Source organism: Bacillus sp. SKDU12 (assembly GCF_010093085.1).
In the GTDB taxonomy this organism is placed as follows: domain Bacteria; phylum Bacillota; class Bacilli; order Bacillales; family Bacillaceae; genus Bacillus; species Bacillus mexicanus.
In genome coordinates, this window is record NZ_MSRC01000006.1 from 83,151 (window position 1) to 106,823 (window position 23,673).

At 45.3% G+C, this 23,673-nt stretch carries 21 protein-coding genes and 2 pseudogenes; 12 read left to right on the forward strand and 11 right to left on the reverse strand.

All coding sequences use genetic code 11. The features are described from left to right. Positions 1–18 precede the first annotated feature (18 nt). The 3 genes from BTW01_RS05290 (at position 19) to BTW01_RS05300 (ending at position 3,136) form a co-directional block, all read left to right on the forward strand. A complete protein-coding gene (locus tag BTW01_RS05290) occupies positions 19–1,287 on the forward strand; it encodes an MFS transporter (RefSeq protein ID WP_162101982.1) in 1,269 nt (422 codons plus the stop codon). Positions 1,288–1,295: 8 nt separating this feature from the next. Then, positions 1,296–2,411, forward strand: a complete 1,116-nt coding sequence (locus BTW01_RS05295) for a mandelate racemase/muconate lactonizing enzyme family protein (RefSeq protein WP_162101983.1) — start codon at positions 1,296–1,298, stop codon at positions 2,409–2,411. 95 nt (positions 2,412–2,506) lie between these two features. Next, positions 2,507–3,136, forward strand: a complete 630-nt coding sequence (locus BTW01_RS05300; protein WP_162101984.1) for a YitT family protein — start codon at positions 2,507–2,509, stop codon at positions 3,134–3,136. Between the two features lie 44 nt (positions 3,137–3,180). Here BTW01_RS05300 and BTW01_RS05305 read toward each other — a convergent pair whose 3' ends face one another. Continuing rightward, a complete protein-coding gene (locus BTW01_RS05305; RefSeq protein WP_162101985.1) occupies positions 3,181–3,939 on the reverse strand; it encodes a phosphosulfolactate synthase in 759 nt (252 codons plus the stop codon). Beyond that, positions 3,936–4,622 (reverse strand): 2-phosphosulfolactate phosphatase, encoded by a 687-nt coding sequence (locus tag BTW01_RS05310; protein WP_162101986.1) that lies wholly within the window; start codon positions 4,620–4,622, stop codon positions 3,936–3,938. The genes BTW01_RS05305 and BTW01_RS05310 overlap by 4 nt, the downstream gene beginning before the upstream one ends. Positions 4,623–4,810: 188 nt before the next feature. On the opposite strand from BTW01_RS05310, the gene BTW01_RS05315 reads away from it, so the two are divergent. The 3 genes from BTW01_RS05315 to cysC all read left to right on the forward strand — a co-directional run bounded on the left by BTW01_RS05315 (position 4,811) and on the right by cysC (position 7,355). After that, complete coding sequence (locus BTW01_RS05315) at positions 4,811–5,524, forward strand: phosphoadenylyl-sulfate reductase (protein ID WP_162101987.1); 714 nt, start codon at positions 4,811–4,813, stop codon at positions 5,522–5,524. A gap of 65 nt (positions 5,525–5,589) precedes the next feature. Continuing rightward, entirely contained in the window at positions 5,590–6,759 is a 1,170-nt protein-coding gene (gene sat / locus BTW01_RS05320; RefSeq protein WP_162101988.1) for a sulfate adenylyltransferase, read from the forward strand. After that, entirely contained in the window at positions 6,756–7,355 is a 600-nt protein-coding gene (cysC, locus tag BTW01_RS05325; protein WP_162101989.1) for an adenylyl-sulfate kinase, read from the forward strand. Before sat ends, cysC begins: the two co-directional genes overlap by 4 nt. 26 nt (positions 7,356–7,381) lie before the next feature. Here cysC and BTW01_RS05330 read toward each other — a convergent pair whose 3' ends face one another. Further along, on the reverse strand, positions 7,382–8,188 hold the full coding sequence (locus BTW01_RS05330; protein WP_162101990.1) for an alpha/beta fold hydrolase: 807 nt from the start codon (positions 8,186–8,188) through the stop codon (positions 7,382–7,384). Positions 8,189–8,392: 204 nt separating this feature from the next. Between BTW01_RS05330 and BTW01_RS05335 the strand changes: the two genes are divergently transcribed. Next, on the forward strand, positions 8,393–9,031 hold the full coding sequence (locus tag BTW01_RS05335; RefSeq protein WP_162101991.1) for a pentapeptide repeat-containing protein: 639 nt from the start codon (positions 8,393–8,395) through the stop codon (positions 9,029–9,031). A 7-nt stretch (positions 9,032–9,038) separates the two neighbouring features. On the opposite strand, the gene BTW01_RS05340 is transcribed toward BTW01_RS05335, so the two are convergent. Beyond that, the gene (locus BTW01_RS05340) at positions 9,039–10,490 is read right to left on the reverse strand and encodes a PLP-dependent aminotransferase family protein (protein ID WP_162101992.1); all 1,452 of its coding nucleotides are present in this window, start codon (positions 10,488–10,490) and stop codon (positions 9,039–9,041) included. A 79-nt stretch (positions 10,491–10,569) separates the two neighbouring features. Between BTW01_RS05340 and BTW01_RS05345 the strand changes: the two are divergent. Together BTW01_RS05345 and BTW01_RS05350 are read left to right on the forward strand one after the other, a co-directional pair. Continuing rightward, a pseudogene (locus tag BTW01_RS05345) lies at positions 10,570–11,219 on the forward strand (LysE family transporter). Positions 11,220–11,268: 49 nt separating this feature from the next. Further along, positions 11,269–11,778, forward strand: coding sequence for a DinB family protein (locus tag BTW01_RS05350; RefSeq protein ID WP_162101994.1), 510 nt, complete (start codon positions 11,269–11,271; stop codon positions 11,776–11,778). A gap of 99 nt (positions 11,779–11,877) precedes the next feature. On the opposite strand, the gene BTW01_RS05355 is transcribed toward BTW01_RS05350, so the two are convergent. Together BTW01_RS05355 and BTW01_RS05360 are read right to left on the reverse strand one after the other, a co-directional pair. After that, positions 11,878–12,423: a GNAT family N-acetyltransferase gene (locus BTW01_RS05355; RefSeq protein WP_162101995.1), complete on the reverse strand. Its 546-nt coding sequence runs from the start codon at positions 12,421–12,423 to the stop codon at positions 11,878–11,880. Between the two features lie 241 nt (positions 12,424–12,664). Further along, entirely contained in the window at positions 12,665–13,528 is an 864-nt protein-coding gene (locus tag BTW01_RS05360; RefSeq protein ID WP_162101996.1) for an AraC family transcriptional regulator, read from the reverse strand. 123 nt (positions 13,529–13,651) lie between these two features. Here BTW01_RS05360 and BTW01_RS05365 point away from each other — a divergent pair, with 123 nt between their 5' ends. Continuing rightward, the gene (locus BTW01_RS05365; protein ID WP_162101997.1) at positions 13,652–15,019 is read left to right on the forward strand and encodes an MATE family efflux transporter; all 1,368 of its coding nucleotides are present in this window, start codon (positions 13,652–13,654) and stop codon (positions 15,017–15,019) included. Between the two features lie 26 nt (positions 15,020–15,045). On the opposite strand, the pseudogene BTW01_RS05370 reads toward BTW01_RS05365, so the two are convergent. Continuing rightward, a pseudogene (locus BTW01_RS05370) lies at positions 15,046–15,872 on the reverse strand (phytoene/squalene synthase family protein). Positions 15,873–16,130: 258 nt separating this feature from the next. Here BTW01_RS05370 and BTW01_RS05375 point away from each other — a divergent pair. Next, positions 16,131–16,589 carry a DinB family protein gene (locus tag BTW01_RS05375; protein ID WP_162101999.1) on the forward strand — a complete coding sequence of 153 codons (459 nt, stop codon included), beginning with the start codon at positions 16,131–16,133 and terminating at the stop codon, positions 16,587–16,589. Between the two features lie 136 nt (positions 16,590–16,725). Here BTW01_RS05375 and asnB read toward each other — a convergent pair whose 3' ends face one another. Continuing rightward, a complete protein-coding gene (gene asnB / locus BTW01_RS05380) occupies positions 16,726–18,570 on the reverse strand; it encodes an asparagine synthase (glutamine-hydrolyzing) (protein WP_162102000.1) in 1,845 nt (614 codons plus the stop codon). A 145-nt stretch (positions 18,571–18,715) separates the two neighbouring features. Here asnB and BTW01_RS05385 point away from each other — a divergent pair, with 145 nt between their 5' ends. Continuing rightward, positions 18,716–19,297 (forward strand): DUF2777 domain-containing protein, encoded by a 582-nt coding sequence (locus tag BTW01_RS05385; protein WP_162102182.1) that lies wholly within the window; start codon positions 18,716–18,718, stop codon positions 19,295–19,297. A gap of 31 nt (positions 19,298–19,328) precedes the next feature. On the opposite strand, the gene BTW01_RS05390 is transcribed toward BTW01_RS05385, so the two are convergent. The 3 genes from BTW01_RS05390 to BTW01_RS05400 form a co-directional block, all read right to left on the reverse strand. After that, positions 19,329–22,013 (reverse strand): S8 family peptidase, encoded by a 2,685-nt coding sequence (locus tag BTW01_RS05390; RefSeq protein ID WP_162102001.1) that lies wholly within the window; start codon positions 22,011–22,013, stop codon positions 19,329–19,331. Between the two features lie 173 nt (positions 22,014–22,186). Then, positions 22,187–22,543, reverse strand: a complete 357-nt coding sequence (locus tag BTW01_RS05395) for a YisL family protein (protein WP_162102002.1) — start codon at positions 22,541–22,543, stop codon at positions 22,187–22,189. Between the two features lie 115 nt (positions 22,544–22,658). After that, complete coding sequence (locus BTW01_RS05400) at positions 22,659–23,564, reverse strand: fumarylacetoacetate hydrolase family protein (protein WP_162102003.1); 906 nt, start codon at positions 23,562–23,564, stop codon at positions 22,659–22,661. Positions 23,565–23,673 lie beyond the last annotated feature (109 nt).

The following is a 23,673-nucleotide window of genomic DNA, read 5'->3' on the forward strand; positions in this document are numbered from 1 at the left end:
AAAGGAGTGTGCTTTGAGATGGAATCAACAAAACAAAATAACGGAATGACGATTGTGGCAATCGGTTCAATCCCTTTAATATTAACGCTTGGAAACTCGATGCTTATTCCGATTTTGCCAAAAATGAAATCTGAACTTCATTTATCCCAATTTCAAGTCAGTCTCGTGATCACAGTATTTTCCTTGATTGCGGCATTTGCCATTCCAATTGTCGGTTATCTTGCTGACCGATTCTCAAGGAAAGTTATCATTATCCCCTGCTTATTTTTATATGGTGTCGGCGGCTTGTTAGCAGGGTTTGCGGCAGGTTTTTTTGACAATGCATATCCTTGGGTGATGGCTGGACGGGCGCTTCAGGGAATCGGGGCAGCCGGAACCGGCCCGATTGCCATGGCGCTGGCGGGAGATCTGTTTAAAGGGGCCCAGGAAAGCAAGGTGCTCGGCCTCGTTGAAGCTTCAAACGGCATGGGGAAAGTGCTTTCTCCGATTATCGGCTCGCTTATCGCCCTGCTTGTCTGGTATGGCGCGTTTTTTGCCTTTCCGGTGTTTTGTATCATTGCGATCGTGCTGACGTGGGTATTTATTAAAGAAAAGAAAAAGGAAAAAGAACCCCCTCCGATCGGAAAATACGCAAAAGGGCTGTTAAGTGTTTTCAAACATGAAGGCAGATGGCTGTTCACCGCTTATTTAGCCGGTGCAACCTGTTTGTTTACTTTATTCGGTATTCTCTTTTTTCTTTCGGATATCCTTGAAAAAACATACGATACCGACGGCGTCAAAAAAGGCCTGATTTTGGCGATTCCGCTTTTGGTTATGTGTGTGACGTCTTATACAACCGGAAGCAAAATCGGGCAGAAGCAATCGTTAATGAAAAAACTGATTGTTCTTGGATTGGCGTTCATGACTGTGTCTTATGCGGCACTGTCATTCATTGAAAATCTTGTCCTTTTTATCAGTGTTCTCGTTCTGAGCAGCATTGGTTCAGGTCTTGTTCTTCCTTGTGTGAACAGCTTTATTACCGGGGCTGTCGGCAAAGAAAGACGGGGATTTGTGACGTCGCTGTACGGATCGGTTCGTTTCTTAGGGGTGGCAATCGGGCCTCCGATTTTCGGCCGCTTGATGGAATGGTCCAGACCCGGCATGTTTTTAAGCATCGCGGGTTTGACGCTTGTTGTCGGCATTCTCGTCATTCTGCTGATCCATGTGAAACAAAACAAAGAAGAAACAAACGAAAAAGAAGAACCGAAAATGGCGGGAAATCGGCTTCAGCCTGCTGAGGAAAGGTAGCTTTCAGTTTGAAAATTGTACAGATTGAGACCTTTCCCCTTTTGCACCGATTAGAAAAGCCCTACGGAGACGCGAATGGGTTAAAGCGATATCGAACTTGCTATCTCATCAGAATTGTCACAGAAAGCGGGATTGACGGCTGGGGCGAATGCGTTGATTGGCTCCCGGCTCTCCATATCGGTTTTACCAAACGGATCATCCCCTATCTTTTAGGGAAGCAAGCCGGGAGCCGCCTGCTGTTAGTGCGCACAATTCAAAAATGGCATCAGCGGGCGGCCTCTGCCGTGAGCATGGCGCTGACAGAAATCGCGGCCAAAGCTGCGGATTATTCGGTTTGCGAACTATGGGGCGGACAGTACAGAGAAGAAATCCCTGTATACGCCTCCTTTCAATCGTATTCAGATCAGACGCAATGGATCAGCCATTCCGTTTCCAATGTTGAAGCTCAGTTAAAAAAGGGCTTTAAGCAAATGAAAGTCAAAATCGGCGGGATGTCATTCGAGGAGGACCTCCGGCACATCAAGGCGCTGCAGCATACAGCCGGCAGCTCCATTACGATGATTTTAGACGCAAACCAAAGTTATGATGCCGCAACCGCTTTAAAATGGGAACGCTATTTTTCAGCATGGATGAACATCGGCTGGCTTGAGGAGCCTTTGCCTTTTGATCAGCCGCAGGATTACGCTCTGCTGCGTAGCCGTTTGTCTGTTCCTGTTGCCGGCGGAGAAAATATAAAAAGCGCGGCGCAGTTTGTGCCTCTTCTTTCACAGCGATACTTGGATATCATTCAGCCCGATGTCATGCATGTCAACGGGATTGATGGATTTCGGGACTGCCTCCAGCTCGCTCGTTATTTCGGCATCAGAGCGTCCGCCCATGCATATGATGGTTCGCTTTCACGGCTCTATGCTTTATTTGCACAAGCCTGTTTGCCTCCATGGACTAAAATGGAGAACGAGCAAATTGAACCGATCGAGTGGGATGTCATGGAGAACCCTTTTACAGATCTTATCAGCGTTCAGCCATCAAAAGGAATCGTCCATATCCCAAAAGGAAAAGGCATTGGAACAGAGATCAATATGGAGATTGTCAATCGCTGCAAGTGGGATGGTTCAGCCTATTAAGCTGGATCATTTCTTATTTTGCAGACATAAAAAATGGACAGCCTCATAAAATGGAAACAGCGGACAAGTCTTTTCATAAAGGAGCAAATGACGTAATGGCTGAACTGCTGACGAAAGCAAAACTTACGTTTATGATTGTCATAGGCGGCGTGTTACAGGGACTCGGTATGTCCTTGTTTTTATTTCCCCATGATATTCCGACAGGCGGGGCGGCAGGCATTGCAGTGCTGTTGCATTATCTGTTTCACATTCCCCACGGCTTTTCAGTATGGGCAGTAAATGTGTCGATGCTTTTTACCGCTTTAAAATGGCTGGAGATGAGAACATTCACCGGCACCCTCGCTTCGATTACCGTTACCTCTGTCTCAGTATTGATTTTTGATGCGGTTTTTCCGGATATCACGTCAAACCTGTGGCTTGATCTGGCCAGCGGCGCTATGTTATTGGGGCTCGGCATCGGGCTTTTATACAAGTACAAAATTTCAAACGGAGGATTCGGGGCCCTCGCTTTGATGATTTCCATCTACCGCGGCGGGAATCCCGGAACAATTCTGCTGATTATGAATTGCATCATTTTTATGGTGACCGCTTCTATTATTGCCTGGGGCATCGTGATTCAGGCACTCATTTGCCAAGTCATATCGACAAGAGTCATCGACTTCATTTATAACATCCGGCTAACCTCACTCCCCTATCTCACGCCTATGTACCGCCATAAAAAATAATAGGCAGAGGCTCTCTTTACGGCGAGAGCCCCGCAGCCGCAGTTTTACAAATAAAAAGTATCAGATCGCAGCCCTAAACGCAGCGTCTCCAATGCGATCGCATCATGAAATGGGATATTGGCCAGATTCACATTCGGCCCAACCCTTTGAATAAATCCTTGCTGGAGCGTTTTATTCGGCGCTTCAAATATCAGCCTGGTGATATCAATATCTGAGGAAATGATGTCATCGACAATTTGAAACCGGACATCGCCGTTGCTGGAACAGATCCCTCCTGTCCCGCTTTCCCTTGCCTCCGTCATCACTTTTTCCGCGCCCGCTTCCATATCCTCAACGATATACTCAAGCCATTCCTCAGAGCTTTGCCGGCTTGATAATTCCGCATCCTTGCTGCCCACCTCGCTGAGCACAAGAAATTCATCGGAAAAATCGGCAATGTAAGCCGCTTTCTCTTTATTTGTCATCGGAAGCGTACCATTTGAAATCTCAATATATTCACAGCCGAAATAGGTGCAGTACCGATGAAATTCATTCACTTTTTTCTGGCTTACATACTTCTCAAACAATGTGCCTCCAAAGAAATATTTAATGTCATGCTCTTTCAGCGCGCTGATTTTTGTTTCAAGTTCTTTCGTAAGTAATGATGTGCCCCAGCCAAATTTCACAAAATCAATATAGTCGGATGCTCCAGCTATCACATCCTTGAAAAATTGCAAGGGGTAGCCGTTATCAATTAAAATGGTTTGACCGGCTTCTCTCGGTTTGCTTGTTCTCACTGGCAATTCTAGTGAAAAATCATTCATATTCTGACCCTCTCAATCGTTGGAACTTCTCTGTCTTGTTTCACTTTCATCACAAAATCGCCCGGCAATTCTTTTGTACAGTATGATATGTCTTCCGGATCAAATAATGGCTGGCTGCGATCAAAAAATTTCTCCGCAACAGAAGAGCGTTTAATTCTTTCAATCGCCTCCGCGGCCGTTACCTCATTCGTCCCTTCAATAATGGCTTTCATATACTCCGCGCACGCAGCGTCATCATCGCCTGACGGATGGGAAGCAACAATGTTTATGACACAATCCGCTGCTGCAAGTGTTTTCACATGCTCTGCCGTTGTTTTGGCGTTGGAAAATCCAGTTACGAACAAATGCTTAGCATTCAGGGCCCCTAACGCTGCTGTAACACCGTTTGTTGTTTTCTGAATCAGGCGCTTACCCGCCATGTCTTGCACTGCCATGCGTTTTGGAGAATTATCTACATCAAATCCGCTGATACCGACCCCCTTCTCTTCTCCCGTCAACACGTAATCCCGATATGTTTCTTTCAGCGCAAAGGCTTCCTCTCTTGTTCCGGCTAACAAAATCTCTTTTGCCCCGCCGATAAACGCATAGTGGGCGACCGTAAAGGCTCTGATGACATCAATGACGATATTAATATCCGCCGGGGCAAGCAAATGATGATGCCCCTGATAAATGGTAATCGGCATACGATCTCTCCTTGGGCATAAAACCATTTTGCTTAAAAGCATATTCATCTAGTTTCTTAATGGTTCCGCCCTCATGTTAGACGGGCGCCGCACCCAAAAACCGTGAACCTTTATGTAAAAAGTGAATAGTCTGCCTATAACTCGATCAATAGATAAAAAAACAGACAGATGCAAACGGAGGGAAAAGGTTGAACGAACAAATCATCACCTATGGCACATGGAACGATACACTGTCTAGACAGATAGCAGATCAATTGATCGATGAGCTTGATGTGTTGAAATGGGCTTACCGAACGTACGGGGAAACGATTGTGTACGCGTGCAGCTTTGGCGCAGAAGGAATGGTGCTTCTCGACCTTATATCCAAAATCAACAAAAACGCGCACATCATCTTTTTGGATACAGGGCTGCATTTTCAGGAAACGTATGAGCTCATCGAGACCGTCAAAGAGCGATACCCGAGCTTGACAATCCAGCTGCTTGAACCTGAGCTAAGCTTAAAAGAACAGGAGACGCAATACGGCAGAGAGCTGTGGAAGCATAACCCGAATCTATGCTGCCAATTGCGAAAAATCGTGCCGCTCAAAAAACACCTGTCCGGCATGACAGCTTGGATTTCAGGGCTGCGCCGCGAGCAATCGCCTACAAGAAAGCATATTCAATACGTGAATTTGGATCAGAAATTTAAGCTCATTAAGATTTGTCCGCTTATCCACTGGACTTGGAAAGACGTTTGGACCTACATCCGCCTTCACAATTTGCCTTATAACAAACTGCACGATCAATATTACCCGAGCATAGGCTGTGAAATGTGTACACTGCCTTCCTCGGACCCGAACGATGAGAGGGCGGGGAGATGGGCCGGACGAGAGAAAACAGAATGCGGCCTGCATCAAGAATAATGTCGTTGTTTTAAAGATTTCAGCGAAGCACAGACAAGAAAAAGCAAAAATGGAGGTTGAACGCGTTGAATGGAAACGAACCCCATGGAGGTGTGTTAATCAACCGCTATGATCCCGCGTGCCATTTTGAAGGGTGTATGTGCGAAGCGGAGTTGGATCAGCTTGCACTGAGCGACCTGGAGCTGATCGCGATCGGCGGCTACAGCCCATTAACTGGTTTTTTGGGAGAAAAAGATTATCATTCTGTTGTGAAAGAAATGAGGCTGGCAAACGGCTTGCCGTGGAGCCTGCCGATTACATTGCCTGTCGCGGAAGAAACAGCAAAACAGCTGTCTGCCGGTGACCGCGTCAAGCTTGTGAAAGATGGCGCCACCTATGGCATGATCACTGTCACTGATATATACCGGCCCAATAAAGCACATGAAGCACTGTCCGTCTTTAAAACTAGCGATCCTGCCCACCCAGGCGTAAAAAAACTTTTGGCGCGCCCGGATTATTATATCGGAGGGCCTATCACGGTCAGCCGCCTGCCTGACAAACCCTTCGAACAGTTTTACGCAGCACCCGCACAAACACGAGCGGCCTTTAAAGAGCTCGGCTGGCAAACGATTGTCGGTTTTCAAACTAGAAACCCTGTTCACAGAGCACATGAATATATTCAAAAAACAGCGTTAGAAACGGTCGACGGTCTGCTGCTTCACCCGCTTGTCGGAGAAACGAAGTCAGACGATATCCCAAGTGATATCAGAATGGAGAGCTATCAGGTTTTGCTTGATCACTATTATCCAAAGAAACGTGTCATGCTGTCGGTCTTCCCTGCCGCCATGCGGTATGCAGGGCCGAGGGAAGCGATTTTCCATGCGCTCGTCCGCAAAAATTACGGCTGCACCCATTTTATTGTAGGTCGTGATCACGCGGGTGTCGGCAGTTATTACGGAACGTATGATGCACAGCATATTTTTCAATCATTTACAGATGAGGAGCTCGGCATAAAGCCGCTGTTTTTCGAGCATAGCTTTTACTGCCGGAAATGCGGAAACATGGCCACCTCGAAAACATGTCCGCATAGCCAAAGAGACCACATCCACTTATCAGGCACAAAAGTAAGAGAGCTCCTCCGCCACGGCAAAAAACCGCCTAAAGAATTCAGCCGGCCTGAGGTCGCAAACGTACTGATCAAGGGCCTTCAACAGCAGCCCGTTGCCATTCGGCAAAACAGCGGGGGATGGCAATGACACACAATCCAAATATTATTTGGCATCCCGCTGCCATCTCGAAGTCTGACAGACAATCCTTAAACGGGCACAAAAGCTGCGCTCTCTGGTTTACCGGATTGTCCGGCTCAGGAAAATCCGTGCTGGCCAATGCTGTTGATGAAAAGCTGTACCGCATGGGCGTTCAGAGCTATGTGCTCGACGGTGACAATATCCGCCACGGCTTAAACAAAGATCTTGGTTTTCAGACTGAAGACAGGGTTGAAAACATCCGCCGGATCGGAGAAGCAGCAAAGCTGTTTGTTGACAGCGGACAAATGATTTTAACAGCTTTTATCTCACCATTCAGAGAGGATCGAGACATGGTCAGAGCGCTCTTTTCTGAAGAGGAATTCTTCGAAATTTATGTGAAGTGCCCGCTGCATGTGTGTGAACAGCGCGATCCGAAAGGACTTTACCAAAAAGCGCGGAACGGAGAGATCAAACATTTCACCGGGATTGATTCTCCATATGAAGCGCCGCTTTCTCCCGAGTTCATCATTGAAACAGATCGAACCTCTATTTCCGAGGGCGCTGATTTGATTATTACAGAACTGCGGAACAAAGGAATTATATAAAAACCCGATCAATGTCGGGTTTTTTCTTATGATCCTGCAAACTGCGCTATCAAATGGTTGATCTTCTCCTTTTCTTCATAAAAAGCTCCGTGCCCGCTGCCTATAAACGGAACCAATTCTGAGTGCTTGATGCCGCGCCTTAATTCTTTCGCAAAATCAAATGGCGCTATTTTATCCTTTCTTCCGTGCAAAATCAGTGTCGGCACCTTGATTGAGACAAGATCTTTTCTAAGATCCTCGTCTCTTAATGCAATGCCGGAGTGAATCGTCCCGTAGGAGGAAGCTTCCAGCATCAAAGTGAAAAACCACAGCCTGAGCTCAGGTGATACTTTTTTCTCAAAAAACTGCGTGCCTAAATCAGCCAGTGTTTTTGGCCGATCTGTTTTGAATTGTTCGATCATATCGTCAATATCCTGCTTCCTCATGCCGTACGGATAACCGGGGCGTTTGGTAAATGCGGGCGCTGCGGCAGACAGTAAAATCAGCTTATGAATATCAGCCGCCTCATGCCTTGTCATATAACGGATGGCAATGGCGCCGCCCATCGAAAATCCTGCAAGTACCGCATTTTCAAGCTGGAGTGTATAAATGACTGCTTTCACATCGTCGGCCATCGTATCGTAATCATAGCCTTCCCACGGGCGGTCAGATTGCCCATACCCTCGTAAATCAATGCCGATAAAACGGAAGCCTCTTTTCGGAAGCTCATTCATTTGATATTCAAACATCTTATGATTCAACGGCCACCCGTGCAAAAAGATAATCGGCCTGCCATGTCCAATATCCTCTACAAACAGTTTCACATGCTCCTCGGTTTTGACGTAATGCCCCATTCCCTCATTCCTCCTGTTCCCTTTTCATTCCCGGGTTGTCAGCGCCTTGACGTATAGGAATCTTTCCATTTATGCTTACAAAACGAGCGGGCTTCTGCCGCATGAAAAAGCTCTTCACGATTTACTATATGTATCAATTTCCATAACGATCTATTAAATTGATCCCGAAGGCTTCTCGTGTTCGGGCGGCAAAGGATGTCATTCATGAAAAAAATAGTGATTCAAAAACCGCACATACCGGAAAACCTGCAAACCGCTGATTTTCATGAAACCGCGGCGCAGAATGATGTGGTCAGCATGCATTTGTTTGAAGATTGTACAATTTGCGGCGAAAATATCGAAAGACTTTGTGTAGAAAAAACGGTATTCAGAAATGTCGTGTTTATCGATGTGTCTTTTCGGCATATTGAACTGACTGATGTGCTCTTTGAAAAATGTGATTTGTCAAACGCAGATTTCAGCGGGGCTGTCATTCACAGAACTTCACTGAAGCAATCAAAAATGGTTGGAATAAATGTGGCAGAATCAACGCTCCGGAATGTTTCATTCGAAGAGTGCCACGGACATTTCAGTTCATTTTCATACGCAAATATGAGACAAGTTCGATTTGATCATTGTGCCCTTATGCAAAGCGAGTGCAGCAATATGGCGCTCCAGCACACACACTTTGACGGGTGCGAACTGGAAGGCGCAAGCTTTGCCGGTACGTCCCTTCAAAATATGGACATCAGCACGTGCCGCTTTGAACAGCTTCATGTCTCCCTCGACAAATTGAAAGGCTGCAAAATCGCGCCGGAGCATACAATTGCTTTCGCCAGAGCGCTGGGAGCCGTCATTGTATAACAAATGCTTAGGACATCAAGCGGCGTGCTGTCTCGGCTGCCGCTTTAATGCCAGTTTCCAAATCGCCAAGAGATGCATAGGAATATGAGAGCCTAATGCTGTTTCGGTCTTCACTGTCATAAATGGAACCGGGATTCACAAGCACCTGCCGTTTCAGCAATTCATAAAAGAAACGGCTGACAGGCAAGGTTTTATGAAATGTCACCCAAATATAAAAGCCGCCGGCGGGAATCCGCCACGAGGCGATGTCACCCGCATACCGCTCGAGAAAATGAACGGCGGCGTCTCTCCTTTGTTTGAGCACCCGGCGTACCCAAGTCAGATGCTCTTCATAATACCCCTGTGACAGCCACTCAGCAGCCGCCCACTGGGACAGGCCGCTTGATCCGTAGTCTGTCTGCATTTTAATATCCGCCAGCCTTTCTATAACCGGCTCCGGACCGGCAAGCCAGCCGATTCGCAGGCCTGGGCTGACCGTTTTTGAAAACGTACCCAGATACAGAATATTGCCCTCATGATCCATTGCTTTCAACGGCTGCGGCGGTTTTTCTTCAAACCATAAATCACCGTACGCATCATCCTCAATGATGGGCAGCTGCTCTTTTTTTGACAGGCTGATGATCTCTTTCCTTCGCCGCTCTGACATAACGGTGCCTGTCGGATTATGAAACGACGGATTCGTGTAAAGCAGCTGTCCTCCGTATTGTTTTCGGTAAGAAGAAACAAGCCCCGCCTTCATTCCTTCTTCATCCATCGGCAAGCCGCGAAGCCGCATACCCGCTGATTGAAACACATACAAAGATTGAAGATAAGAAGGTTTTTCAGTCAAAATGACAGATCCTCGTTTTAAAAGTCCGATTGAGATGAGCTGCAGCGCCTGAAGTGCACCGGACACAATTAAAATCGATGACGGTGATACATGGATCTGCTTGCCTTTTAAATGGTCCGCCACCGCCTCCCTCAGCTTAAGATTTCCTTTCGGCTGCTCATATCCTAAAGACAGGTCGGGCAGATTGATCTGCTGAAACATTCGGCGTATTTTTCCAGCAGGCAGCAGATCCGGTGAAAGCTCTCCTGTGCCTAATCTGATGATATCCGCTCTTGGTTCGTTTTGATTAATCGCTTGAATGATTGAAGAATTAGGGTGATGAATGCCTGAATGGACGTAATCGCTCCAATCGAGGGGAGGCTCAGCTGCCAGCATGCTCCACGTACTGTTTACAACCTTCGTGCCGCCTCCTCTTCTCCCCTCTAACAGACCTTGAGACGTGAGTTCATCAATAGCTGCTGTCACTGTGCTGCGGTTGACTCGAAAGATATCGGCCAGCGTTCTCTGTGAAGGGATTTTCGTCCCCACAGCCCACTCTCCGTGAAGGATTTTGTCTTTTATGTATTGTTCAATCTGCCGATGGAGCGGAACATCCGACCTTCGGCTTGGCTGCCATTGCGACATTGTCATGCCCCCTTTTTTCCCATTATACATTTGGCTGGGTCTAACCCCAACCAAATGGCTGGAGACTTAGGAAATAATCTCCCTTATGATTGAAAAAACAGATGTGAAGGGAGTTTTTTCAGCATGAATGCAATCATTCATGGAGCTGTGCTTGCGTTTGGCTTAATTTTGCCGCTGGGGGTGCAGAATGTATTTATTTTTCAGCAAGGCGCGAGGCAAAGACATATTTGGCTGGCACTCCCCGCCGTGATCAGCGCTTCTGTCTGTGATACTCTGTTAATCGTTTTAGCCGTTGCGAGTGTATCAGTCATTGTGCAGCAGACGCCTATTTTTGAAACGATAATGATGGCCGGGGGATTTTTGTTTTTGCTTTATATGGGCTGGATAACTTGGAACAGCCATCCGAAAGCAAATCAAAATGAGAAAAATACGTTCACAGCTAAAAAGCAAGCTGCGTTTGCGGCCGCCGTTTCTCTTTTAAACCCGCACGCTATTCTGGACACGATCGGCATCATCGGCACGAGCTCGCTCCATTATTCCGGGCTTGAGAAATGGCTCTTTATGGCTGCCTGCATCGCTGTCTCTTGGATTTGGTTTATCAGTCTTGCGATAGCGGGCCGGCTGTTTCAGACAATAGATACGAGCGGCAGGCTTATGCCGATCGTAAACAAATGCTCTGCGGTGGTGATATGGGCTGCAGCAGGGTATTTCGGGGTATCTCTTTTCAGCAATTAAAGGAATAACAATTGAAACAGCGAATGTCTTAGAAAAGGGGGCAATGCTGATGACTGATGCAAAACAGTTATATGACTACCATTCTTGGGCAAACAAGCGAATCTTTAACCATATCGAAAACCTGCCGGAGGAAACAGCTTATCAAGAAGTTAAGAGCATATTTTCTTCTGTCAGCGATGTGCTGCTTCATATGTGCAGGGCTGACTACTTTTGGCTGAACATTCTTTCCGGACTAGCCTACCAAGAGATTATAGACAGCACAGGCAAATTTGAGTCCGAGAAAGGTAATATGGCAGCGATTAAACAGCACGCCGCTGAGTTGGAGCAACAGTATCATGATTTCTTCAGCCGCCAGATGGACTTAGAACAGACCTTCTCCATGCAGCATCCGAAACTCGGGACACTTGAATCAACCTATGTAGACACCATCCAGCATGTCGTCAATCACGGCACTTATCACAGAGGGAATGTGACCGCCATGCTGAGGCAGCTTGGCCATTCAGGCGTACCTACTGATTATGTATTTTATTTATATGAAAAGAGTGAAAGCAAAGGCTAACCTGCCCTTGCTTTCATTGATTAGCATGTTTGCGGGAGTGCAGAAGGCGTATTGATTATGCTGACCGCTCCGATAAACAATCAAAGGCACTCGTCCATTCTATTCACTGTGTTGTTGTTTTACCCATTCCTTCTTTAGCAGTGCGTATTGGAAAGTGTTTTCATATTTAGGTGTTCCATCCTCGTATTTCGTAAATGAAATAAATTCAAGAAAATAACCTTCTTTGCGCATACCCGCTCTCTCACATAATTTTTGTGACCTGTAGTTGTCATCCTCAACATATGCATAAAGCCTTCTTGCTCCTTTTTGTATAAAGAGATACTTGAAAAAAGCCTTCACACTTTCACTTGCATATCCCTTCCCTTCAAACTGAGCATTGAAGTTCCAGCAAACCGCATAGGTATCTGGTTCATCTTTTACATAATATAGTTCTCCGATTAGAGCATTGCTGTCTTTTAAGCAAACGGCAATATAAGAGTCATCATTGCTTCTTTCTTGAACTCTCAAGGCAGCTTCTTCTAACGTAGACATTTTGTCATCTAGAAAGCAATTCACTCTCGGATGAGCCGAATATGCTAACAAACCTTGAGAATCTGCTGCGGCAAAATTTCTTAATAGTAATCGATCGGTTTCAATGTTTTGCATATGGACACTCCTCATGTACATGTCATGTAACAGCTGATTTCTATGAACAGATTGTACCATATCCTGTTAATGGTCTATAAGAAAACAAAAATAAAAAGAGCCCGCTCATTAGCAGGCTCATGGGTTGAGCGGCAGGACGAGGTTTTTTATTTCATCTTTCCTGTTAGCAGTTCGCTCACACTTCGGCCCATAAAACGCCCGCCACCCTAAATTGTTGTTTTCATGTCCGCTCCTCGTCTGGTTATTGAACTTTCCGGCTGACACTTTTCCGGTATTCAATTGGTGAAATGCCTTCTATTTGCTTAAAGAGTTTTGAAAAGTATGTCGGGTCTTCCATTCCGACCGTTTCCGCAATGACGCCCATTTTATCATTTGTAGAGGATAAAAGACGCTTTGCTTCCCTCATTCTCACCCGATTCGTGTATTGTGCCGGTGTAACGCCAAGCACCTGCTGCATGCAGCGGCTCACATAATCCTGATGATAATGAAGAGCGAGCGATAAGTCTTTGATTGTTGTTTTTTCTTTATAATGCTCCTGTAAGTACCGGGCTGCCTTCCATGCGACCCGTTCTTTCGCAGACGGTATTTGAAACGCCTCTTTTTGAAGGTGAAGCATCAGTTCCTCAAATAAGATTTGTTTTCTAAGCGGCAAATCGGAATTTTCAGCAGAGTAATCGATCAGCCTTTCAAACTGCTGTGCCATAAACTGCGGACGCTGCACCTTGCCTTTTCGCGGCAAAGCCAGTTCGTAGCGGGCCGGCTCCTCAAGACCCCCTTTTTCCTTCTGTAGCTCAGACCAATTACTGCCTCTCTTTTCCGTAAATTCATATTGATGTTCATCGAAGTGAAGCCAATAATAAGAGGTTGCTTCATCACTGCCCTTTGTCCCATAGTGTTCAAGACCGGGAGAAAGCAAGATGTACTCACCGCCTTCAACAGAGAACGATTTATCATTTTCTGTTATATAAAGCGTTCCCCGCTTGACGTATATCAGATCAAATACGGAGAATACACGCTTCGCATGAGTTTCTCCTCTTTTAAAAATCCCTTCTCCAGCTGCGATAAATACCGGAAAAGGCGGGACTGTAAATAGGATTCGAGGCATTTGAATCACCCTCCTTTTTAAGTCGGATTTTTGCAAGAAGTATCGTTTCTCTCCCTTTTTATTATAAGGAAATGGAGGTACACTTTAAAACGTTGATTTTATTTACGAAAGGGGTTAGACACTATGAAACAAGCTGTCTTCAAAACTACCGCTTTGAAAAAACCCGCTGACAAAACGTTCTCATTATTTTCGCTTACTTGGCCGATCTTTATCGAGGTCTCTTTATATATGTTTATGGGTAATGCCGATACACTGATGCTTAGCCAATACTCAGATAACAGTGTGGCAGCAGTCGGCGTCAGCAACCAGATTTTGAATTTAATTATCGTGATGTTCAGCTTTATCGCAACAGGAACAACTGTCATCATTTCACAATTTTTAGGGTCGCAACAAAAGAAAGAAGCCACAGAAGTCGCTTATGTATCAATCGCCGCCAACTTCTTTATCAGCCTTGCTATTAGTGCTGTCGTCTTTTTCTCGGCTGTTCCTCTGCTTCATATGATGGGATTATCAAACGAACTGATGCCTGATGCCAAAGTCTTTTTGCAAGTTGTCGGAGGTCTTTCCTTTATTCAAGCTTTAATCATGACATTCAGTGCGATCTTAAAAAGCTATGGCTATACTAAAGATACAATGTTTGTCACAATCGGCATGAATATTTTAAACATTGCCGGAAACTTTATTGTTATTTTCGGTTTGTTCGGCTTTCCTGTTCTCGGCGTTGCCGGTGTTGCGATGTCAACATCTATCGCTCGCGTGATTGGATTAATCGCTATGATTGTTATTGTCAACAAACGCATCGGGCTGAAGATGTCGCTGAAAAAAATCTTTCATATGCATAAAGATCATTTGCGCAAGCTGCTGAAAATCGGCATCCCTTCTGCGGGAGAACAGCTTTCATACAATCTTTCACAAATGATTGTCACCTATTTTATCGCAATCATGGGCGCACAAGCTTTGACAACAAAGGTGTACACGCAGAATATTACGATGTTTATCTTGCTGTTCGGCACTGCAATCAGCCAAGGCACACAAATTTTAATCGGCCGCTTTATTGGAGGCAAACAGTTTGATGCCGCGTATGAACGCTGTATGAAGAGTTTATATTGGGCGATCGGTATTGCTGCTGCAACGTCTGTTTTAATGACGATCTTTTCAAAGGATCTCATCGGCATCTTTACGCAAAGCCCTGATATTATCGCTACTGCAAGCTTATTGATTGCGATGACGATTATTCTTGAACCAGGCCGGTCATTTAACGTCGTCATTATCAACTCCTTGCGTGCGGCTGGCGATGCGAAGTTCCCTGTCTACATGGCAATGATTTCAATGTGGGGCATCGGCCTTCCGCTTGCTTATCTATTTGGTATTCATCTCGGCTTCGGGCTTGCCGGTGTATGGATTTCTTTTATCGCGGATGAATGGGTCCGGGGAATCCTCATGTACAGAAGATGGCGCTCACGGATTTGGATTCAAAAAGGGATGGCGTAACACCCGGCTCAAGGCCGGGTGTTATTTTATTGTGCAGACAGAATCAGCTTTGCTTCGCTGTCAGTTAAGACATGCTCTTGTTCAAAAACATTGTACTGCTCAGTCCTGATTTTTTCTAAAACTGCTCGGTGCAGGTGCGCCGCTGCTTCCACCGCCTTTTGCGAATACTTAGGGAAAAGCGGCAGAGCATCCAGACACTCTTCAAGATAGGCTTCTGCCTCAAAGGCGATATACTCCCATGTCATCGTGAACGCTTTATTTACGGTGCCTTTTTGAAGCTCGGCCTCTGTATAGCCGAATTGCTGCATCACCTGACGGGGAATGCGGTTTTTTTGCTGTTCTGTGCCAAGATCGCTTAAGATGCGAACCAGCTGTATGGCTAAGCCGAGAGAGACGGCTGCTTGTTTCAGCTCATCTTGTTTTCGGCGTGTCAGGATCGGCAGCAGCATCAATCCCGCCGTACCGCCCGTCTGATATGCATACATGAGCAATTCATCAAGGGAATCATACGGTTTGGCGTTCTCTCTTTGTGCGGCAATAAACTCCCGAAAAGGCTCGCTGTCCAATGTGAAAGTCTGATATGCATGATCGAAAGCCTTCCATAAATGGTGTTTCCCGTTACTTGTCCTTTGGTAAACATGATCCGCCTCAGCTTCAAATGCAGCCAATACCTGTTCATCCGCACTGGCCGCTGTGTGGCAAAACGACAACACTGCCCAAGCGGCTTGTCTTTGCTTCAGCGGGAGACATAATAATGCTTTAAAACAAGCTGGCGCATATTCGCCAACAATCTGTCCGCACTGCTGGTAGGCTTCTTTTATCTCTTTCATTTCTTTTCACTCCTATGTATCACTGCTTCTTCAAGTCTAGTATGTTTTTCCCTAATTGTATATGAAGAAAATGCCGATTCTTATTTTGTAAAAGAAACAAGATGAAAAATGTGATTGCCGCCATCATATAAACCTCGGATACCTGGTCTGAACAGGAGCATCTTTTAATGCCCTGCAACAGATAAACTAAATACTTCTCAATCACCGCTTCAATAAAAGAAGGAATCACGAGAAAAAGAGCTAATTGTTAGTTGATACATCATAGTATTGGAGTGAGTTCAGTGAAAACATTTTTTGAATATAACTGGCAGGTTAGGGATCAATGGTTTACGTGGTGTCATCAGTTAACCACAGAAGAGTTACTTAAAAACCATCTTGGCGGGGTAGGGAATATTTTATATACTCTTTTTCATATTATTGACGTGGAATATAGTTGGATTCGTGCAATCCAAGGTAAAGAAGACATCGTTGTTCAATTCGCTGATTATCAGACACTCAATAAAGTAAGATCCCTTTCAAATACATTCCGAGCTGAAATTATTGATGTTTTAGAAACACATTCAGACCAAATAAAAGATGAACTTGTAAGCGTTCCTTGGGAGAAAGATGTTTTATATACGCGAGATGAAATATTACACCATATTATCGCTCACGAAATTCACCATATTGGCCAACTTTCTGTATGGGCTAGGGAATTAAAGTTAAGCCCCGTATCAGCTCATTTTATCGGCAGAACATAAATTCTTATTGAAGGCGCTGCAACAAGTCGATATCGCTGTTGTACAAAAAAGGATAGGCGGAGCATATTTCTGCTCACCCATCCTTTTTTATTTTAATTATATCCCACGCCGTTTCATAACATTTGCATAGAACAACCTATCTCTCGTCAATATCAATGCGATACGCTTCAAACCATGTATGAATTTGAGCAAGGTGGGCGATCAGCTGAGGCCCTTTCATGAGCTGCCCAAACCACGGAACCTTGAAGGAGGAGCCTTCCGTTTCTAAGAGCTGATCCAATTGTTTTCTGTCCAACAGAGTATGGAGCACAGAGTCCTTTTGGCTTCTGATGGCTTTCAGCCACTCGCTGACTCCTTTTGTATATTCGGGATGATGTGTTTTCGGATACGGGCTTTTTTTGCGATACAGAATGTCATCAGGCAAAATGCCTTCGAGTGCTTTTCGTAAAATGCCTTTTTCCCGGCTGTCATGCATTTTCATTTCCCACGGAATATTCCATACATATTCCACGAGCCGGTGATCAGCAAATGGCACCCGCACTTCAAGGCTTGCTCCCATGCTCATGCGGTCCTTTCGATCCAAAAGGTTCGTCATAAACCACAGCATATTTAAATAGAAGAGCTGTCTTCTTGCTTTGTCCGCACCCGTTTCCCCATCTAATAATGGTGTTTCCACCAAGGTTTCTTCATATTTGGCATTCACGTATTCTTTGAGATTCAATTTGTTCTGCCACGAATCAGAAAGCAGCTTAATCCGCTCTTCTGTCGACCGCATCCATGGAAAGCCGGCCTCAACGTCTGCCATATGAAACCAAGGGTACCCGCCGAAAATCTCATCCGCGCATTCGCCCGACAAGCTGACGACAAAGTCCTTTTTCATTTCCCGGCAAAACCACAGTAGGGATGAGTCCACATCAGCCATTCCCGGCAAATCCTTGACGAGCACAGCTTCCTCCAAATGATCGACAAGATCATGTTGGCTGATGATGCACCTGTGATGCGTCGTGCCGAAGGCCTCTGTCATTTTTTCTATCCATGGCCCATCGTCATTTGGCTGAAAAGCGCTTGCTTGAAAAAATTTATCGTTCTCTTCGTAATCAATCGAATAAGTATGAAGCGGTGCTTTTCCTTCCTTTTCAAAATGGCCTGCCGCAATCGCTGTAATGGCGCTTGAGTCCAATCCGCCTGATAGAAACGTACAAACCGGCACATCTGACACAAGCTGCCGTGTCACCGCATCCTGAAACAATGATCTGACATTGGCAACCGTGTCATTAAAGCTATCCGTATGTGTTTCGCTTTCTACATTCCAATACCGCCAAATATTCAGCCCATCTTTAGAAAATGTCAGCGCGTGTGCCGGGCGGACTTCTTTAATGCCTTTAAATACGCCAGTACCCGGAGTTCTGGACGGCCCAAGCCCAAAGATTTCAGAAAGTCCTGTTCTATCGACACACGCTTTTACATCAGGGTGTGCGAGGATCGCTTTGATTTCTGATCCAAACAGAAAAGAAGAATCTTGCTTCGTGTAAAAAAACGGCTTTACACCAAGACGGTCTCTCGCGGCAAACAGCAGATCACGCTTTTCATCCCACACAGCAAAAGCGAATATGCCATTGAGATGGTCTACGCAGTCTTCCTTCCATTCAATGTAGCTGTGCAGGAGCACTTCAGTATCTGACGTGCGCTCGAACTGATGGCCCCGCGCCCGCAATTCTCTGCGCAGATCTTCCGTGTTATACAGCTCCCCATTGTAAATAATGGTGTACGTATCCCCTTTATAGGTGCATGCCATCGGCTGGCGTCCGCCTTCTATATCGACAACCGCAAGCCTTTTATGTCCAAATAAAACATGATGCTCTCCCCAAACGTTCGAATCATCAGGTCCCCGTTGGGTAAGAGTGTCTGTCATTCTGTTAATCGTTTGTTTTTCCTGGACGAGCTGCTTTTTAAAATCGACCCAACCCGTAATTCCACACATGTGATATCAGCTCCAATCCCATTTCTATCGAAACAATTTCGTTTCTTTCAGCGCCTTAGTAAGTTTATGCATCTATAGGCAGATAGATGATTTGTCCATCAAAGAGTTGTATGGGACAGGCTTGAATTGGAAAGAAAGAAGAGGAATGAAGAAAAAGGAGACAGCATGGATGAAACGGAAACAATTGTTATATAAAGAGGAACGAAAATGGGAATACGGCACCATTCTCATCGAAGATGGCATCTGTTTAATTGAAAACGGGGAAGGCGATATCCTGCTGGCGGACAGTCTCCATCACAGCCCAATTTGGATCCAGCATAAAGGAAAATGGAAGCAGGCCGGCTTTCATGATCAATTGATTCTGGCATGCGGCGAGGAACACATCTCCCTTTCAGGCGGAGAACACATCCGCTATGAAAAATCAGTCAAGTTGCCGCTCATGACACTTTTGGATTCGCTGGATGACGAAACCTTTTTGGTGTTTTTACAGCATTTGCACAGCTTTGGCTTATCCGTATTCGATTGCGTATTTTCCTATAATAAGGGGGTCTTTTCGAATACACCTGCCGAGCAGGGTGTATCTTTTTATCACTTCTCAAACGACACCGCCCAATGCGCGATGCAGCACCACTACAGCCACGACACGACAGGCGATCGGTTTGAATGGACAGCTTCAAACGGAAAACGTTCCATTATGTATTCAGCAGTCCAGCGGGGGCGCAAATAAAAAAAGCGGTGCAGCGAGCACCGCTTTTTGATTATTTTTCAACAACCACTTTTACATCCTTGCTTTCTTTTTTATTTGTATCAGTAGCCGTGACATACAGCACAGTTCCGGCTGTTTGTTTTTTGATGTTCACCGTAAACGTTCCTTTTGCGTCAGCTTGGGCAGAAGCAATGACTTTCTTGTCTTTGCTTTTCACTTTAATCATTGCCTTGCTGTTTGCCTTCCCTTTCACTGCCGTATCCTTTGTTTTTACCGCGTTTACTTTCGGTGCGCCGGAAGGTTTTCCTTTGACGACGATCACTTTGTATGATGTGTTTGCATCACCTTTTGTCGCTTTCACATATAGGACTTGATCCTGTTTTTGAGTCGGGATTTTGACCTTGAACGCACCGTCTTTTCCGGCTTTGGCGCTGCCGAGTTTTTTCTTGCCGTTCATGACCTCGATAAGTGTGCCTTCTTTTGCGCTTCCTGTGACAGCTGTTTGTGTGCTTTCAAGCTTGTTGACTTTGAGCTTTACATCATTTGCGCTGACAGCCTTCATGACGTTCAGCCGTCCGTAGCCTGAGTGCCAGTCTACTCCAGGCGTATTCGGAATATCAATCGGATCGCCGTTATCATCATACAATTCATCTTCTTCACCATCTACACTTTCAAAGGAAACATCGTCTGCCGTCTTCTTCAAAATGTCCTCTGCTTCTGTTCTTTTCAGCTGAGGATTCTGGGCAAACAACAATCCCGCGGCAGCAGCAGCATATGGCGTCGCCATAGATGTTCCGCTCATGTAGGTGACATTTCCGTTTGGCACTAAGCTCGGGACATCAGATCCTGGAGCAGAAATGTCCAAACCTTTTCCATAGTTAGAGAAATCAGCGGTCATATCCATGCGGTTCGTCGCTCCGACTGACATCACATATTGAGAAGAAGCAGGATAAGATAAGGAATTGGCTCCGTCATTTCCGCTGGCAGCGGCAACCAAGACGTTTTTGTTAGCAGCGTATTTCAAAGCAAATTCAAGTACGCGGCTATAACCTCCTCCTAAACTTAAATTAATTACCTTTGCTCCTTTGTCAGCAGCATATTTAATGCCAAGAGCAATTTGTTCAGTATCTCCGGCGCCTGTGGAATCGAGCACTTTGACCGGGATAATTTTCGCGCTGGCATTCAACCCAGTCATAGAATAGCCATTATCACTTTCGGCGGCAATAATGCCCGCGACGTGTGTCCCATGCCCCTGATCATCCATTGCATTGTTATTCCGTCCGACAAAATTGCGGCCGAGATCGGTTCTTACTTTTTCTTTTAAATCAGCAAGCGTGCTGTCCACACCTGTGTCTACTACCGCAATTAATGTATCGTTCAGCTTGCGTTTGGACAGCAATGTGCTGGCAGGCTCGTATTTCACATCCGCATTTTTGACTCCGCCATCTTCACCGGTATTTTTAAGCGGCCATTGGTATGGATACTGAATATCGTTTGACAGGCTTTTGTATGTCTGCACAGGTTCCGCAAATTCTACATTAGACATCTTGGATAATGTTGCAGCAGCGCTTTTGACCCGTTTTGCACTTGCCGTATATGCGCCGTTTTGTTTCTCGTCTTTCGGAAGCTCAAATGAATACAGATTGTCAAATAGCTTCTTTGCCGTTTTCACATTGGAAATGTCTTTTTTCGATTGCGCACTTGCAGAAAAGCCCTTCATTTCATTATGTACAGAGGAGAGGCTTTTATTGTTTTTCACTTTGAAAATAACCTTTGTTGTCTGAACTTCACTTTTTGCCGCAAGATTGTTTTCGGTTAAAATGGCTCCTGCTGTCTTGCCTTGCAGCTGTTTGATATTGAATCGCTCTGCTTGTTTCTTGATTTCTTCTTTAAGGAAAGACGGGACTGATTGTAACGCTGTATCATAAAGCCGATTGATTGCTTTTTGGTCTTTTTCAGTCACCTTATATGATGATGACGCACCGTTTTCTGACACATCATCAAACATCGGTTTTAATGTCACAAGATCCTGATAGATTTCATTTCTCGCTGTTTTATTGAGTGCGAGTTTCGCAACGATAAACGGCGCCGCTTTATAGTAAAGGCTTGTCAGCTCTTTGCCTTCTGCTGTTTGGCTTAACTGCTCATCACGAATCGCTCTCAGCTTGTCCAGGATGCTTTTTCCGGATTTCTTCTGATCGACACTCATTTCCACCGGACAAGCTTCTTCCTCTTCTAAATCTGACGGCTGTTTTTTGGTACCTTTATATCCAATCGTATACTTGGCTTCCGCCGCTGCTTCTGCTGATTCGCCGTCCTCTTGTTCTTCTTCTCCGAGGTATTCAACTTTTACATAGTAAGGGCCGCTCCACGCGTATGGAAAAACGATTTCGCTTTTTCCATCCTCCGCTGTGTAAGAATGGTACATCTCAAACGTTTCATCTTTAAGCGCTTTTTCCTTACTTGGATATACAGATACATTCAGTACTGAATCACTCTTTACGCTCAATGCCATATGTGAGTTTTTCTGAATATCAGCTTTTCCCGGGGTCACTTTGTACCATTTCACCTGTTCTGGTTCCTTCATGGTGCCAGTCCGGTCTTTGCCATTTTCCAGAGCCGTTGCCTGATCGATCGGGTCAGCCGCTGCCGCTTTGGTTTCCGGAGAAAAAAGGCTGAAGATCAGCGCAAAAATGAGCACCGCCGCCATAAACGAGCTGAATTTTCTTCGTTTCATGATATCCCTCCTGTAAAATAGTGAATCTCTTTGAAGGTATCATAATTTCATAGAACAAGATACCGCTTACAGGATATTTTAAGATTATTTTAAATATTTAGGAATATTGAGGGATAAATATACAAAAACAACCCGACTCTTTTCATAGAGCCGGGTTTGCGCGCTTTTTTCTATTAAAACAATTGAAAACCGATTGGCAGATGCAGACCGAGCAGCACTGTCAGAATAAGGACAATGACAAAACCGATCCATAGGCCTCCGGTTGACTTTTCTTTTTTCTTGCGGATGAGGAGCATTTCCATCAGGCAGATGGTGATGATGCCAAGAATCATTTTCCCGGCGTATTCTCCGTTCCAGTTGGCGAAATGGATAAACAGCCAAGCGCCTGTCCAAATAATAAGGATATAGAATAATCGCAGAATCATATGAGTGATTTTTGCTCCCTTCGCACTTCCTGACGAATACAGCGAGTAGCTGACGAACAGCAGAATCAGCGCTACCACCCATGTTGTAATATGTAAGTGTGTCATACAGGTTCCCCCTATCAGATAAATTACCTCACTTATAGTACCATGAACTTGTCCTCTGCCACAAAGATGAATCTCAGAAAAAACGGCCGGGTTCGCGTCCGCCCTTTTGGTTGTTTCAGCCGATTTGGTTTGACAGCGTTCCGATCAAGTCAATCGTAACGTCGATTTTGTCACCTGCCCTCAGGAATTTTGGCGGCGTAAATCCTTTTCCGACACCAGACGGCGTACCGGTGGCAATGATGTCTCCCGCTTCAAGCGTCATCCCTTTTGAGAGGGTTTCTATCAATTCTGGAATAGAAAAAATCATATCGCTCGCCGAACCGGATTGGCGCATCTCGCCGTTGACTCTTGTTTCAATCTTGAGGCGCTCCGGCTCTTGAAGCGATGATTTATGGACAAGCACAGGTCCCATCGGACATGTCGTATCAAGGCTTTTTCCGATAAAAAACTGCTTATGTCTTTTTTGCAGATCACGCGCCGTGATATCATTTACAATCGTATATCCGAAGATATGGTCATAGGCGTCTTCTTTCGATATGCGGGTGCCGCTTTTTCCGATGACGACAGCAAGCTCTCCTTCATAGTCAAGCTGAGAAGTGACGTCTTCATGGCTGTTTACAATATCATGATGCCCTGTAACCGTTACCGGCGATTTTGTGAATACCATCGGGTGCTCCGGAATATCAGCTTCGCTTCCCATTTCAATTGCGTGATCCCTATAGTTTTTGCCAATGCAGATGATATTTTTTGACGGCTTCGGAATGGGTGCATGGAGCTTTACCTCAGATAACGAATAAACAAAGGATCCCAGCTCATCATTCGGTTTCTTTGCCCACTCGGCCAGCTGTCTTGCATGCGCAACAAACTTATCCCCTTCTGCGATACATTCAATCAGCGATCCCGGAATCGTTTCAAGTTCAAACAGTTTTTTTTCAGCCTTTTGTAAATCCATAATGTTCTCATCATCAATGATCAGGCCGACAAATATACGGTTGTAAAGTTCCCCTGTCGCAAATTTCATGTTATTCCTCCATCATCTTTTAAATCAGAATGCTCCTTCATGTATTCTCTGTCGAATGCTGAAATCCCTTTTTCTCATATCCGTTTCATTTCGTTTCAGGACTGGCTTG